This is a genomic window from Geomonas sp., from assembly GCF_035254065.1.
Lineage (GTDB): Bacteria > Desulfobacterota > Desulfuromonadia > Geobacterales > Geobacteraceae > Geomonas.
In genome coordinates, this window is the sequence record NZ_DATFBA010000404.1 from 1 (window position 1) to 12,721 (window position 12,721).

Here is a 12,721-nt window from a genome sequence, read left to right on the forward strand (position 1 = left end):
AGGGATGCTGATCACCCAGGGAGGACGCTTCGCGGGCTACGGCTTCTACGTGCTGAAGAACAAGCCGGTCTTCCTCTGGAACCTGGTGGACCTGAAGCGGGTCAAGTGGGAAGGCCCCGAGCCGCTCACCCCCGGCAAGCACACGCTGGAATTCGACTTCAAGTACGACGGGCTGGGGATGGGAACCATGATGTACGGCAGCATGAGCGGCATCGGCCGCGGCGGCACCGGTGTACTGAAGGTGGACGGCAAGGCGGTCGCCACCCAGACCATGGAGCGGAGCATCCCCTTTATCCTGCAGTGGGACGAGAACCTGGACATCGGCTCCGACACCGGGACGCCGGTGAACGACCAGGACTACAAGGTCCCCTTCACCTTCACCGGCAAGATCAACAAGATTACGCTGACCATCGACCGGCCCAAGCTCTCTCCGGAGGACATCAAGAAGCTGGAGCAGGCTCAGCGTAACAACCGGGTGAGCGAATAACACCCGGCGAATCCGGGCGGCCTCTTTGGGGGCTGCCCGGACCTGTTGTGGAGAGATGGTAAAATCAGGGAGTTGGGCGGACAGATAGCGCCCGAGGGGGTAGCAATGAAAAAGGCGGCAGTAGTGTTGATCGCTGCATTGTGCTTTACGGTCCCCGTCTCACACGCCTTTGAAGGCAGGGAGAAGGCGGAAAAACCGGCAGCAGGAAAAGGAACAGCGGGCAGAGGTCAGGCCGGCAAAGGACAGGCAGGGAAGGATCAAGCAGCCAGGGGGCAGGCCGCCAAGAGGCAATCCGCCGCCGGACAAGCAGGAAAGCAACAGGCAGCCAAGCAGCAAGCCGCGAAACAGCAGGCGGGCAAACAGCAGGCGGCAAAGGAGCAGGCCGCACGGGAAGAGGCAGTGCGGGGAGAGGCGGCACGCGAACAGGCGGTGCGGGAGCAGGCTACCCGTGAAGAAGCAGCCAGGGGAGCCGCCGCACGACGCAACGTGGTAGCACCTACCGTGGTCGCGCCTAAAGTGGTGGCTCCTACCGTGGTGGCCCCGACGGTGGTGGCTCCGACCGTGGTGCCCCCCCCGGCCGCGGCGCCCGCGCCCCCTGCCGAGCCGTTGACACCCGCACAACGACTCGAGCGACTGGAACAGATACGGCAGAACCAGTGACAGTAGATAGATGCGACGCCGGTGGCACCTTGTGATAAACGAACTGCCTGCGTAAAAGGCTTGGGGTACACTTACGCGGGGGCTCCGCAGCCGTTCGCCCTCTCCAACACATTCAACGGCCACGGAAGGGGGGAGCGCTGCTTCCAACGGGACAGGTCTCAACGCGGAAGGAAGAGGTGCGGCATGGATTCGCTAACGGTTGCGTCGATATCATTCGTCTGCATCTTCGGTGGGGCGATGTTCGGCCTCTATGTCCGATCGCTGCTCCCGGGCCACCATCTGACGGGCGTGACCATGGACACCGTAAAGATAGCGGCCGGGCTGATAGCGACCCTGGCCGCCATGGTCCTGGGACTTCTGGTCACCTCCGCCAAGGGAACGCTCGACTCCATGAATAGCGAACTGACACAGGAAGGGGTGAAGGTCATCATCTTTGATCGTGTCCTGAAGGCATATGGACCCGAGACCCAGGCAATACGCGCGGACCTGCGCAACTCGGTCACCAGCGGAATCGAGATGATCTGGCCGGAACACGAAAATGCGACTGCCAGTATCAAGGCCATTGAAGCACGAGAGGGCATTGAAAGGATCCAGCAAGGCCTGCGTGAGCTGTCGCCGCGCACCGATGTCCAACGCCAGCTCCATTCGCAAGCGCTGCAGTTGGCCGCGGAGATGGCGCAAACACGCTGGCTTCTTATCGTACAGTCGGCGCAGCCACTTCCGCTCCCCTTTCTCATCGTGCTTTTACTCTGGCTCACGGCGCTGTTCGCCTGCATCGGGCTGATCGCGCCGGGGAACCCGACCAACATGTCGGTTCTGCTGATCTGCGCGCTGTCGCTGTCGGCCGCTATTTTTCTGATCATCGAAATGAGCACCCCGCTCACGGGGATAATCAAGGTATCCAGCGCGCCACTTCACAAGGCACTTGCCGCTATCGGCAAATAACGAGCTCGCGCCGCCCTCTTCCGCGCTCAGTGGAGGGCCAACTGCCACAAGCAATCTCCCTCTCCCCCATGTATCAAGGGGGTACGAGAGGAAAGGTCGAAAACGATGAGCAAAGGGACATGCGGAGGAGATGGAGCCGGCAGCGGGCAGGGCATCCACATCGTGGCGAAGCCGGTCGGCCCGGCCTGCAACCTGGATTGCTCCTACTGCTTCTATCTGGAGAAGAAGGCGCTCTTCGCGGAGGGTGCCGATTTCCGCATGTCCGACCAGGTCCTCGCCCGCTTCATAGAGAGCTACATCGAGGCGCAACCGACGCCGGTGGTGGAATTCGTCTGGCAGGGTGGCGAGCCGACCCTTTTGGGGGTCGATTTTTTCCGGCGGGTGGTCGAGTTGCAGCGCCCCTTTATCGGCCGCAAGACCATAACCAACTCCCTGCAGACCAACGGCACGCTGCTCGACGACGAGTGGTGCCGTTTCCTGAAAGAGCACAACTTCATGGTGGGCATCAGCCTGGACGGCCCCCGGGAGATCCACGACCGTTACCGGCACGATCGCGGGGGGAAAGGAAGCTTCGACGCGGTGATGCGGGGGCTGAGGTTGCTGCAGAAACACCGGGTGGAGTACAACGTGATGGCCAGCGTGGCACGCGAAACGGCGCGCCACCCGCGCGAGGTCTACCGATTCTTCAAGGACGCCAAGGTCGAGTTCGTCCAGTTCGTGCCGGTCATCGAACGGCTCCCCGATGCCGGCGCCTGCCAACGAGGCTTGCGGCTGGGCTTGCCGGCGGCGCTGGACGGCAAGGAGCAGGGCGCAGAGGTCACCCCCTGGTCGGTGAACCCGGAGGAGTACGGGGATTTTCTTATCGGCATCTACGAAGAGTGGGTACGTAACGACGTGGGAAGGATCTTCGTGATGAACTTCGAATGGGCGCTGAACGCCTGGATCGGCAATCCTTCCTCGGTCTGCGTCCACTCGCGGCGCTGCGGCCGGGCCCTCGCCGTCGAGCATAACGGCGACCTCTTCGCCTGCGATCACTACGTCTACCCCGAGTACCGTCTCGGTAACCTGATGACCGACAGCCTCCCCGCGATGATCGAAAAGTCGCTCTCCTCCGGATTCGGCACCGCCAAGGAGAGCGCCCTCCCCGGCCGCTGCCGGGAGTGCGAGGTGCTGGCGGCCTGCCAGGGGGGATGCCCTAAGCAGCGCTTCGCGAGGACCCCGCAGGGGGAGGCCGGCCTTCATTACCTCTGTGCAGGCTACGGCAAGTTCTTCCGCCATATCCGTAAATACCTGCGGGCCATGACCACCCTGTTGGAGAACGGCCTGCCGCCGGCGTACGTCATGCAGGCCATCAAGGGCCCGCTGATTATCAGCAAAGGAGATCGGTCATGAACAGAAAGGACCCGGAAAACCCGCCGCTGGACGGCAGGCACCTCCCGCTCCCGTTGCATGGGCAGGTGCCGTCTCCCATCCTGTCCCCGGAGACCGGCACCCTGCATGATCCCTGCCCCTGCAAGGTCTGGGCGGAAAGCGAACGAGCCCCCTTTGCCAACTGGCTGCTCGACTCGCCACCGGCAGAAGATTCCAGACACAGATGGTAGTCATAGGAGATCGAGGTCACCCAAAAAAGGAGGAAAAGCGATGCGAAAGGTTATCTGCCTGGCAGCTGCCTTGATGATGCTGGCTGGTTGCACCTCGGTGGGATCCCTGGGGATGGTCACCAAGAGCACCGCCGACCCCAGCACGGTCCTGAAAACGCCCAAGCCCTACAAAGAGCTCGGAGCGGTGGAAGGTGAAGCGTGCCGCTTCTTCCTGCTGGCGGTCGCACCCTGGGGCGATGCCACCTTTTCCACCGCGGTCGACCAGGCGCTGGGGAAAGTCGGAGGCGATGCCCTGTTGAATGTCACCGTTTCCAACAGCCTGTACGGGTTCGTCCCCATCTACAACTTCTTTAGCTACACCTGCACCAACGTGAGGGGCATCGCCATCAGATTCGAGAAATGATCCCCTTCCCGCAACTCCTCATCTGGAAGCAAACGAAAAAGCCGCTCCCGTCCATGGGAGCGGCTTTGGCAATTTGACGCGGCATGATCCGCGGCGATCAGCCAGTGGGAACCTTGTGCTTTGACTTCAGGTATGCCTCCAGCAGGTCTCTCATGATGCACCTGCACAGGATCTTGCTCTCAAAGCTGATGACCCCCTCCCCCCTGATCGGGGTCGTGCCGATGTTGCCATGCTCGTCAAAGAACAGCATCAGGATGGTCCTGTGATCGTCTTTGCTGACCTCTTTACTGAAGCTGATCAAGCCCATCAAAGTCTCAGTATGGTTGGTGATGTAATCGAAAGAGATCTTCACCTTCACACCATCAAATAGAGCGATGGTTGCATCACCCTCCTGCTGGCACTCGAATTTTTCATCAAGGTGTGAGAACTGCTCCTTGAGATTGGCCAAGATCTTTTGGTACATGCTCTGAAGGTCATGATACGTCCTGACAGCATTGCGGATCCGGCTCTCTCCCATAACCAGTGATCGCTGGTCCATTTTAAGCCCCCCTCCCAGGTGATTTAGCTCCGATCGCCCCGTCCTTCCCTGCCCCGGCCTCTCTTCCAACAACGACCTCAAAATAGCCCCTTTCCATGCGCCTCGATGAGGGTGTTTCTGTTGAGGTCGTACAGCATCTCCTTGAACTCGCTAGGAGGCTTGAAGGGCGTTACCGGCAGCAAGAACAGCTGCATCCACATATCCGCGAACTCTGTTTTTTCAAATGTCCCCAGGGGGGTACCCGCATTGTCGAGGTAGGTGGTTTTCACGATGAACCCTTCTCTTACATGACAGGGTACGATGAAAAGGGTAAAGCCGGTTATGAAGGCGAGGACTTTGCTCCCTTCTCCGTTATCCGTTATATTGACCTCTGCGCGGATGTCAGCCGGTTCTGTGCCAACCTTGATCTCTGAAAACAGGCCAGACGATTGGTAGGCCGTCACTACCTGCTCACGCCATTTCTCCAGAAATTTGGGATTTACGTCAGCAGGGCTCCCGTTCACGATTGCGCTGCCGGTCAGCTGCAGTGCTACGGATTTCTTTTCCGGCGCCAAATCGGGCGGCGGCCATTTCGTGATGGGCGGATTGACGCCGTCGCGGAAGGTTGCACATCCCGACAACAGAAGCATCAGGATCACTACTAGGTGTCTTGCCACTGTCATGACGACCTCCCTTCGATGGCCTATACCCATCCCCTCGGGGATGAAGACGGTGTAGATTTTGGGTGGGGTCGAACAGCCGGTGAAAATGAGCAAAAACCAGAGGAGGCTGGATGAAAATCGCGCAAGGGCAGCCGGTATTGCTGTGAGACACGATGATTTGCGCGGCTTCCAACCGTAACTGGCTCGAGATAGTGCGATACGCTGCAAAACTGTGGTTCTTTGGCCGATTTTATAGCAAATTCCGACTAATCTCTCAAAGATACTTCGGTTCATTGCGGTGTCAAGGAATGGAGTTCGGCTCTCTCTTCACCAACTGCCGGTGATCCGGAGGAGCGGCGACCGGCCGCCAAGCGTTTATTAGCAAAGTTTATATTGAGAAGGCAAAGTGCGAGGATTTATAATTTAAAGGATGACCTTGCGGTACCGGATGGGGAGGTGAGTCGAAACAGCCGACGAGATGCACGTGGTTGGGAGAAGCTTGCATGAAAATCCCGGTAATTTATGAAAACGGCAAGGACGGCAGCGTCCTGCCGTATATGCTTGAATACCTGCTCAGGGAAAAGAAGGTGGTTGCCTTTCTCCGCTCTACCGGCTGGGTCCAGGTAGACCGCGACCCGACACGTAAGTCCCAACATGAGTGGGAGGGACCCGGAAAGAGGCGGGGGGACGCCATGATCAACAGGCTCCTGCAGGCGCAGCTTTTGCGTGCACGCGAGTCGTGAACCGAAAAGCCTCCCCTAACAGCTAACCATCGAGAAAGGGCTTGCAGCCATCAGCTGCAAGCCCTTTGTTTTTGAAGATGCTTCTGCCGACTCCCCCTCGCCCCTTTAGGGGAGAGGGTACAACTTACCGGCCTTCCAGCTCAGCAAGCAGCGCCTTGTGAAACATGGCCGGGTCTTCGATCTGCGGGGCATGCCCATAGCCGGGGAACTCTATCAGGCGCCCGTTGGGTATGGTGTTGACCACCTTCTTGCCGAGCTCCTTGTAGTGGCCGATCTTCGCCTTGACCTCCGGCGGCGCGATGTCGCTGCCGATGGCCGTGGTATCGGCATCGCCGAGCATGAGGGTGGTGGGGACCTTCAACAGCGGGAACTCGTAGACGACCGGCTGGGTGAAGATCATGTCGTAGATGAGGGCCGAGTTCCAGGCCACCAGTTGGTGCCCCGGTCCCCGGTTGAGCCCCGCCAGCATCTCTACCCAGCGCTCGTAGGCCGGTTTCCAGCGCCCCCCGTAATAGACGGACTTCTCGTACTGGCGCACTCCATCAGCCGACAGTTTCAGCTCCCTGTCGTACCACTGGTCCACGGTCCGGCCCGGCACCCCCAGCGCCTTCCAGTCTTCCAGCCCGATCGGGTTCACCATGATCAGCTTCTCAACGGCATCCGGATACATCAAGGCGAAGCGGGTCGCCAGCATGCCGCCGGTCGAATGACCGATCAGGGTGGCGCGGGAAACGCCCAGTTTCTTCAAAAGCGCCCTGGTGTTGGTGGCGAGCTGCTGGAAGCTGTACTGGTAATGGGGGGGCTTGGTGGATGTGCAAAAGCCGATCTGGTCGGGGACCACCACCCGGTAGCCGGCATCGGCAAGCACGGAGATGGTCGTCTCCCAGGTGGCGCCGCAGAAGTTTTTCCCGTGCATCAGGACCACCGTGCGACCGTTGGCGCCTCTGGCGGGTTTCACATCCATGTAGCCCATCTGGAGGTCCACCCCTTGGGAGGCGAACGGGAAATGCCCTACCGGATAGGGATAGGGAAAGCCCTGCAGCTCCACGCCATAGCCGGCGGGCGAGCCCTCGGCCCAGGCAGCGCCGGACGCGGCGAGCAGGAGAAGCGCAATGACGAGATTGAGCATATGGCGCAAGGAACACCTCCTTTTACTCGGTACAGAAGAATTCCTGACTAGCGCGGATCTTCCGCTACACGTTCCTTCCCCTTCAAGGGGAAGGACAGGATGAGGATGGGTCGATCTTTCACTAATACCCCATCCTCACCCCGACCCTCTCCTTGAAGGAGAGGGGAAGTTGGCTGAGCGGAAGATTGTGACTAATCAGCAAAGAATTTGGGGCAGCGCTCTGGTCGGCTGCCACCATGGATGATCTATACCACAAACGTGCAGCAAATGTGGAAAGGGTGAAAAGAACGCCCGCCGGAAGAGCGCCGGGGCGAAGGAACTTTTCACGAGATGCGAGGATTCCCTCTCCCCTGCCCTCCCCCGGAGGGGGAGGGAGGGTTGAGAGTGTCGGGAATAGCGGACAGGACAACTTCCACCGCCTGGTTTCAGCCTTTCCCCCTAGTGCGCCTTGTGGGCGAAAGCGAGCCTTCGGACCAGGCGGGAGTAGACCAGCAGGGGAAGCTCCAGCAGCCCGGGAATGGGATCGTCGCTCACGAATACCGCCATTTCAACCGGTTTGCGGGGATGGAGGTAATCCCGCAGGGAGAGCCTGCCATGCAGTATCTCCTTGAGGGCGACCGGGATGTCCAGGACCGGGTACATCCAGGCGACGCCGGGGCGCCCGAGGATGCCGGGCACGGGATCGCCCTTCAGAAGTCGCCAGAGCAGGAGGGGAAAATCGACCCCGGCCCGTGCCCCCAGGGTGTGCCAGCCCCAGACCCGGGGATTGGCGTCGATCAGCTTGAAGCGCCCGTCCCGGTAGTCGAGTTTGAACTCCACCTCGATCAGGCCGGTGTACTCCAGCCCGCGCAAAAGCTTCTCCGCGGCGCGGGCCACCAGGGGTGCGTCGACGGTCTCGACGTAGGTGCTCAGGCGCCCGAAATCCATGGGGAACTGGCGCAGACGCTGCGCGGTCAGGGAGGCCAGCGTCTCGCCCTGCCGGCAAAGGGCCGCATAGGAGAACTGGCTTTCCCCTCCACCCGGCACCAGTTCCTGGATCATCACCATGTCGGCCGGCATCTGGCCGCAGGCCCGGTCATAGGCCTCCAGCAGGCTCGCACGGTCGTCCGCCCGCCACGCCTTGTCGACCGACAGGTTCCGCCCCGCCGGCAGCGCGCTCTGTGCCGGCCTTGCTCCACCTTGCCGCTGCAAGCGGTTGTTGAGGGAGTCGTGCAGGGCAGGCTTGATGACCACCGGGAAGCTGCATTCCAGCTCCTGCACCTCCCTGCGCGATGCCGGGCAGAAGGTGCGCGGCTGATCGATCTCCAGCCGCGTCGCCAGTTGGGAAAGGAGCCGCTTGTCGCAGGCCCAGCGCAACTGCTCCCAGTCCGGGACGGAAAGCAGGAAGTACCGGGACAGCTCATCATGGTAGTGGGCGATGAGCCCGACCATGTCGTCGTCGCTGGGGAGCAGCAGCCACCCTTTCAGATTCTCCCTTTCCGCCAGCCCGATCAGGAAGGAGAGGTACTCCTCGTTCAGGTTCCCTTCGGCGCGGGGCAGAGAGTAGACACGCTGCACGTAACGCGAGAAGGAACCCAGCAGATGGTCGTGTTTGCGCAACATGGCGACCGGCACCCCCTGGCGCCCCAGGCTGCGTGCCGCCCCCAGCGCTCGATAGTCGGCGCCGGTGATCAGCACGCCGGGAGGATCGCTCCATGTCGGGGCACTGTCCGTTGCTGCCGCGGCCTCGGGGGATCCCCCCACTGAAGAAACAGCGGACGGCTGGGAGAGGGAGGGAGCCGAGGCGGCGCAAGCGCCAATCACGGCCGTGCCCCCCTGCCGAGCGCCTGCGGGAGCGGGGATGAAGTCGCGGGCCACGGCACGGGCGAGCTTGTGCGCCGTATAGCCGGCCCCCGCCACGAAGCGCATCAGCGGCCCGAAACTCCAGGCGGCGGGCGCCCCCAGGAAATGAAGGCCCGGCACCGAGGCCTGGAAACCCTCGTCGAGCTGCGGGTAGCCGTCGACCATCCGGAGTGAGGAGAGGAGTTCCGGCGACAGGAAGGCGTGCTTGCGGACATCGATGCGGTAGCCGGTTCCCAACAGCGCGTGATCGACCACTTCCTCGCTGCCGTCATCCAGCGTCAGCCTCAGCCGGTCACCCAGCGCAGAGGCACCCACCGCATGGCGCCCGCATACCAGCTGCACCTCTTCCAGGCGCGGCTTCAGCCAGGCGGCGCCGGCCGGCCTGATGGAGCGGGGGCCGAGCCGGTCCTGGGTGGCGCGGGGCAGCAGCCGGAACAGGTCCGGGTGGGCCACCAGGTGGCTGATAAGGGCCGGTCCCACGTCGGGAGGGGCGAAGAGCAGCTGCTTGATCGGCCAGTTGTGCATCCACTTCTTCTGGTGGAGGAAACGGACCTCGGGGGAGCGGACCAGCACCTGCACATCCGCCCCCGCCTCGTGCAGCAGGGCGCCCGATTCCAGGGCACTCTGCCCGCCGCCGATGACGGCGACCCGCCGGCCGGCGAAGATGCCGAGATCGCGATGGGTGGAGGTATGGGAGACGAGCTGGGTGGGAAGCCCCCGGAAAGGCTCCGGATACCAGGCGAAGGAGCCGATGCCGGTGGCGACCACCACCCGGCCGGCAAGCAGGGTGGTGCCGTCGGAGAGGGTGACGGCAAAGCCGCCAGTTGCGGCCGCGATCATGACGACCGTTCTGCGATCGAGATTAGGGACGGCCTGGCGCTGAAACCAGCGGCCGTAAGAGATGAAATCCGGTAGCGGTACCGGAGCGGAGAAATTGAGGCCCAGCGAGCGCCGGTAGTGGTCGAGGGTGAGCGAACCGGAGGGGTCGGAGAGATGGGAGCCGGCCCAGGGAGAGCGTAGCAGCATATTGGCCGGCATCTGCTCTTCCCAAAACGACATCGGTTCGCCGAAAACGACGACCTCCAGCCCCTGTATCGCGCGTAGATGCGCCGCGGCGGAAAGGCCGTACGGGCCCGCACCAACTATGACAACATCGATCTTTTGCATGGTCTGCTCCATAACTCCGGCCGCCTGCCGGCAAATCATCTCGAACATCGAGACGTGGAGCGACTCCCCACCTATCAGCCAGCAGATCCACGACAGTTCATATCTCCTACCTTATCACCTAAAGTCTGGATTTCAAGGCACCGCCGGAAGAACTAGAGCAGGTTAGTCCAGTCTTGTTAACCGTAATACATCGACTTAGTGCAACCCGCAAACGTTCTCGTGATGGCGAAGTCTGAAGACGATGAGTAGTATCCAAAAAAAAGACATCATAATTACCTGCAAATGTATTTTTGGTAATGTCATAAACGTTTGTCCGAGAAGATGCGGGGAAGAAGGTGATAACGGTTTCACCCTTTCTCGGTCTGGTTCAAAGAAAAGAAGGGTGAGAGCGAATACAATTTGCCGGCGCTAACATCAGTAATAAAGATGTAAGTGGCGGACGCGAGAAAAGCCGACCGTGCAGGTTCCAGAGAAGGTAGTGAAAAGGGCCGGCTATTGCTGAGCCGGCCCTTCATGCAAGCAGGTACCAGGTACTCCCGCTGACGGGGCGGGAAAAGAGGACTAGTAGCCTCTGTAGTAACCTCCCCGGTGGTGATCGCGCTCAGCCCCCTCGCCGAGGATGTAGCCGGTGAGCGCTCCAGCTGCCCCGCCCACAACGGCCCCCACCGCCGGGCTACCGCCTGAGATGGCCCCCAGGAAGGCGCCACCGCCGGCACCGATGGCTCCGCCGCTCAGGGTCCTTTGCTGCGTCGGGGACATCCCGGCGCACCCCGAGGTGCAGAGGAAAAGAACAACAACTGCCAAAAGTTTTCGGGATCTCATATCTTCCGTCCTCCTTCTGCCTAGCTATCCGTCCCGATCCAGCCGCCGCCTCCCCGGAACCCGGTTGGGCGGCCCCCCGCTACTGCTGGGGCACTGGCTGGCTCGGCGCTGGGCTGAGCGGAGTATCAGCGATACCGCTGCTCAATTTCGGCTTCACGATCTGTCCCCAGATCACCCTCATCACCGGCAGGTCGATCTTGTCCGGGTTGTTCTGGTAGAAGGAGTCGATCTGCTGGACGATGCTGTTCATCGGCATCCCCCGCAGCCCCTCTGCCAGTTTGGCCACGAACCCTCTACGCTTGAGTTCGGGGTGCCGCTCCTCCACGCGCTCTTCGATGGTCACCACGTGGCCAATTCCCCAGACGAACGTTATCTTCGCGTTTTGGTCGAGTGCCTGCCATTCGGTCCCGACCAGCACGGGCATCTCCTTCCCCGTTTCGGACTGTGCGGGCTGGTCCGCAGCATAGACGGTAGTCCATCCGCACGGAATGGCCAGCGTCGCCAGCAGACAGCACAGCGCGGTCCCCTTTGCTGCACTCATACTCTTACCTCCCCCAACAAGCCATAGCTTGGCGTGTTGTCCACGAACCCTTGGGGTAGCCCTTTCTGAGTACCAGATTAGCAGAACGGCCCCAGGAGTGAAAGCGCAGCTTCAAGCGGGCCACACCCATGGGACAGCCTTCATTTGCATTGCTCAATATTGGGTTTTGGTGTAGATGTATCCGTTCTTACAAGCGGAGGGATTGCATGCAGGTGTGGGGGATCGTTCTTATGCTACTGGGCGTGGCCTTTTTCCAGGCTCGCGTTCTCAGCCTGAGCAGATCGAGGTACCTGGAGCCCGACGGTTGCGAAGAGCGGGTGAAAACGGGTGCCTCTCGAGGTGTCAAGGCAGCGGGAACTGTAGAGCTGTTGGAGAGGAGCCATTTACCCGACCTGGTGGCAGCACTTTGTTCCATGCTGGGGTTGATCCTGGTCCTTTCGGATTAGCCCGGAGGGGCCAACCTGCCATGGTTCCCGATTGCAATTGCCGGAAGCTCTCTCTGCTGACACCCGCCTTTTTTCTCATCTCTCCCACTATTTCCATTTTTGTTGCGAATTTGTGTGAGATCCTGCGGTCCGTCACCAGAGCGGCCTTGCCAGCAGCAGAAAACACCGTACCCTCTTTAGTTAAACCTGAGCAGCCTTCATCCTCCGCCAGCAGGTCTCCCCTTGCTATAGCGGGAGAGCGGATATTGCTTTTGCTGTTGGAGGAGTGAATTTCCCATTGCAACGACCAGACAGTTTGAGATACCTGCCCAACGAAAGGAAAATGATCGAGAAGGCCTTCCTCTTTCTGGTAGCCCTCTCCGTCCTTTTGCATCTGGTCGTTTTCAAGCTGGTCTCTCTCATCCCCGCTGAAAGCCCGAAAAAAGCGCCGGCCGCCACCATGGTGGACCTGACCGATCTGCCCCTGCCGGAGCCTCCTGCCAAACCCAAGCGCAAGCCGCCTGAACCTCCCAAGCCCAAACCGGAACCGTCCAAGCCCAAGCCGCCTCCCGCACCGGTCAAGCCTCTGCCGCTGCCGCCGGCAGCGGGCCCCAACCCGGTGCCGACGCCACGCAAACCGCTGCAGAGACCGCTCGGCAAGCCTTTGCCGCCAACACCCACCGCCCCCCGCCGTCAGCCGGCTACGCCACCCAAGGCGGCTTCGCCAAATGACTCCAAAGGGGAATCGATGGCGCGCAAGCCGGAAACCGGCGGGTT

General features: G+C 61.1%; 14 protein-coding genes and 1 pseudogene. 8 read left to right on the forward strand and 7 right to left on the reverse strand.

What is annotated here, in order from left to right:
* From VJ604_RS18950 to VJ604_RS18975, 6 genes are all read left to right on the forward strand, one after another.
* Positions 1 to 487: hypothetical protein (locus VJ604_RS18950; protein WP_324085217.1), on the forward strand; the 487-nt coding region annotated here is incomplete at its 5' end.
* A 105-nt stretch (positions 488 to 592) separates the two neighbouring features.
* Positions 593 to 1,147, forward strand: coding sequence for a hypothetical protein (locus VJ604_RS18955; RefSeq protein ID WP_324085219.1), 555 nt, complete (start codon positions 593 to 595; stop codon positions 1,145 to 1,147).
* Positions 1,148 to 1,330: 183 nt separating this feature from the next.
* Entirely contained in the window at positions 1,331 to 2,092 is a 762-nt protein-coding gene (locus tag VJ604_RS18960) for a bestrophin-like domain (RefSeq protein ID WP_324085221.1), read from the forward strand.
* Between the two features lie 105 nt (positions 2,093 to 2,197).
* On the forward strand, positions 2,198 to 3,484 hold the full coding sequence (locus VJ604_RS18965) for an anaerobic sulfatase maturase (protein WP_324085224.1): 1,287 nt from the start codon (positions 2,198 to 2,200) through the stop codon (positions 3,482 to 3,484).
* Positions 3,481 to 3,693, forward strand: coding sequence for a hypothetical protein (locus tag VJ604_RS18970; RefSeq protein ID WP_324085226.1), 213 nt, complete (start codon positions 3,481 to 3,483; stop codon positions 3,691 to 3,693). The genes VJ604_RS18965 and VJ604_RS18970 overlap by 4 nt, the downstream gene beginning before the upstream one ends.
* Positions 3,694 to 3,733: 40 nt before the next feature.
* On the forward strand, positions 3,734 to 4,096 hold the full coding sequence (locus tag VJ604_RS18975) for a hypothetical protein (RefSeq protein ID WP_324085229.1): 363 nt from the start codon (positions 3,734 to 3,736) through the stop codon (positions 4,094 to 4,096).
* Positions 4,097 to 4,193: 97 nt separating this feature from the next.
* On the opposite strand, the gene VJ604_RS18980 is transcribed toward VJ604_RS18975, so the two are convergent.
* Together VJ604_RS18980 and VJ604_RS18985 are read right to left on the reverse strand one after the other, a co-directional pair.
* Entirely contained in the window at positions 4,194 to 4,634 is a 441-nt protein-coding gene (locus tag VJ604_RS18980) for a hypothetical protein (protein ID WP_324085230.1), read from the reverse strand.
* A 77-nt stretch (positions 4,635 to 4,711) separates the two neighbouring features.
* A complete protein-coding gene (locus VJ604_RS18985) occupies positions 4,712 to 5,296 on the reverse strand; it encodes a YdgH/BhsA/McbA family protein (RefSeq protein ID WP_324085231.1) in 585 nt (194 codons plus the stop codon).
* A 482-nt stretch (positions 5,297 to 5,778) separates the two neighbouring features.
* On the opposite strand from VJ604_RS18985, the gene VJ604_RS18990 reads away from it, so the two are divergent.
* The gene (locus VJ604_RS18990; protein WP_324085233.1) at positions 5,779 to 6,018 is read left to right on the forward strand and encodes a GSU3473 family protein; all 240 of its coding nucleotides are present in this window, start codon (positions 5,779 to 5,781) and stop codon (positions 6,016 to 6,018) included.
* 124 nt (positions 6,019 to 6,142) lie between these two features.
* Here the strand turns inward: VJ604_RS18990 and VJ604_RS18995 are convergent, their stop codons facing one another.
* The 5 genes from VJ604_RS18995 to VJ604_RS19015 all read right to left on the reverse strand — a co-directional run bounded on the left by VJ604_RS18995 (position 6,143) and on the right by VJ604_RS19015 (position 12,338).
* Positions 6,143 to 7,147: an alpha/beta fold hydrolase gene (locus VJ604_RS18995; protein ID WP_324085244.1), complete on the reverse strand. Its 1,005-nt coding sequence runs from the start codon at positions 7,145 to 7,147 to the stop codon at positions 6,143 to 6,145.
* Between the two features lie 438 nt (positions 7,148 to 7,585).
* Positions 7,586 to 10,204: an FAD-dependent oxidoreductase gene (locus VJ604_RS19000; protein ID WP_324085235.1), complete on the reverse strand. Its 2,619-nt coding sequence runs from the start codon at positions 10,202 to 10,204 to the stop codon at positions 7,586 to 7,588.
* 513 nt (positions 10,205 to 10,717) lie between these two features.
* On the reverse strand, positions 10,718 to 10,978 hold the full coding sequence (locus VJ604_RS19005; protein ID WP_324085237.1) for a YMGG-like glycine zipper-containing protein: 261 nt from the start codon (positions 10,976 to 10,978) through the stop codon (positions 10,718 to 10,720).
* Between the two features lie 79 nt (positions 10,979 to 11,057).
* A complete protein-coding gene (locus tag VJ604_RS19010) occupies positions 11,058 to 11,519 on the reverse strand; it encodes a hypothetical protein (protein ID WP_324085240.1) in 462 nt (153 codons plus the stop codon).
* Positions 11,520 to 11,861: 342 nt separating this feature from the next.
* Entirely contained in the window at positions 11,862 to 12,338 is a 477-nt protein-coding gene (locus VJ604_RS19015; RefSeq protein ID WP_324085241.1) for a hypothetical protein, read from the reverse strand.
* Here VJ604_RS19015 and VJ604_RS19020 point away from each other — a divergent pair.
* Positions 12,333 to 12,721: pseudogene (locus VJ604_RS19020) on the forward strand (hypothetical protein); the annotation flags it as partial. The gene VJ604_RS19015 and the pseudogene VJ604_RS19020 overlap by 6 nt on opposite strands.

Excerpts from the sequence above, each read along its gene's own strand:
- VJ604_RS18955 (WP_324085219.1), top strand. The coding sequence starts at position 593 with ATGAAAAAGGCGGCAGTAGTGTTGATCGCTGCATTGTGCTTTACGGTC.
- VJ604_RS18960 (WP_324085221.1), top strand. The coding sequence starts at position 1,331 with ATGGATTCGCTAACGGTTGCGTCGATATCATTCGTCTGCATCTTCGGT.
- VJ604_RS18965 (WP_324085224.1), top strand. The coding sequence starts at position 2,198 with ATGAGCAAAGGGACATGCGGAGGAGATGGAGCCGGCAGCGGGCAGGGC.
- VJ604_RS18970 (WP_324085226.1), top strand. The coding sequence starts at position 3,481 with ATGAACAGAAAGGACCCGGAAAACCCGCCGCTGGACGGCAGGCACCTC.
- VJ604_RS18975 (WP_324085229.1), top strand. The coding sequence starts at position 3,734 with ATGCGAAAGGTTATCTGCCTGGCAGCTGCCTTGATGATGCTGGCTGGT.
- VJ604_RS18980 (WP_324085230.1), bottom strand. The coding sequence starts at position 4,634 with ATGGACCAGCGATCACTGGTTATGGGAGAGAGCCGGATCCGCAATGCT.
- VJ604_RS18985 (WP_324085231.1), bottom strand. The coding sequence starts at position 5,296 with ATGACAGTGGCAAGACACCTAGTAGTGATCCTGATGCTTCTGTTGTCG.
- VJ604_RS18990 (WP_324085233.1), top strand. The coding sequence starts at position 5,779 with ATGAAAATCCCGGTAATTTATGAAAACGGCAAGGACGGCAGCGTCCTG.
- VJ604_RS18995 (WP_324085244.1), bottom strand. The coding sequence starts at position 7,147 with ATGCTCAATCTCGTCATTGCGCTTCTCCTGCTCGCCGCGTCCGGCGCT.
- VJ604_RS19000 (WP_324085235.1), bottom strand. The coding sequence starts at position 10,204 with ATGTTCGAGATGATTTGCCGGCAGGCGGCCGGAGTTATGGAGCAGACC.
- VJ604_RS19005 (WP_324085237.1), bottom strand. The coding sequence starts at position 10,978 with ATGAGATCCCGAAAACTTTTGGCAGTTGTTGTTCTTTTCCTCTGCACC.
- VJ604_RS19010 (WP_324085240.1), bottom strand. The coding sequence starts at position 11,519 with ATGAGTGCAGCAAAGGGGACCGCGCTGTGCTGTCTGCTGGCGACGCTG.
- VJ604_RS19015 (WP_324085241.1), bottom strand. The coding sequence starts at position 12,338 with ATGCAAAAGGACGGAGAGGGCTACCAGAAAGAGGAAGGCCTTCTCGAT.